At 63.4% G+C, this 549-nt stretch carries 1 protein-coding gene; it reads right to left on the minus strand.

Annotated features, from left to right (window positions below):
- A partial coding sequence (locus tag F0Q34_RS22230; RefSeq protein ID WP_206668132.1) for a rhamnan synthesis F family protein occupies positions 1 to 549 on the minus strand: 549 nt, incomplete at both ends.

Genomic DNA, 549 nt, shown 5'->3' on the forward strand with positions numbered 1-549 from the left:
CCAGCCGGCGCTGTGCGTGCTGATGATCTGCTGGGTGGTGAAGCCCGCATCCTGCGCGACATAGCAGACCATACGTTCCAGCACATGCGCCAACCCACCATCCACATGATGCGGCTCGGCGTTGAAATCGGTCCATTTCCAGGGATGGGCGAAAAGCTTGCGCAATGCCCGTGGCCGGAACCAGAACATCGTGCCGAAGGCCCCCACCGGCGTATCCGGATCAAAGGGCACCTTCACATCCAGCAGCCTGGCGACTTCCTCGGCCTTGGGGCGGTTCCCGAACCAGACATGGCCAAAGGTCCAGTAGGAGATGTGCACCAGCGGCGGCACGGCGACGCCGACCCAGGGCTTGTCCCGGAACAGGTCCAGCACATTGGTCGTGTAGCCCTCGCTGTTCAGCAGGTTCTCGAACATGTGCCGCTTGAACAGATTGCCCTGGCCGGACGCGACCTGCGGCGACTTCTTGGTATGGAGCCGGCAGACGGCGGTGTAGCGGTCATCGAGGAACAGGTCGCGGCAGGCGATGAACAGGGCCGACATGTCGCGCCC

Origin of the sequence: Teichococcus oryzae (genome assembly GCF_008386565.1) — a bacterium.
GTDB lineage: Bacteria > Pseudomonadota > Alphaproteobacteria > Acetobacterales > Acetobacteraceae > Pseudoroseomonas > Pseudoroseomonas oryzae.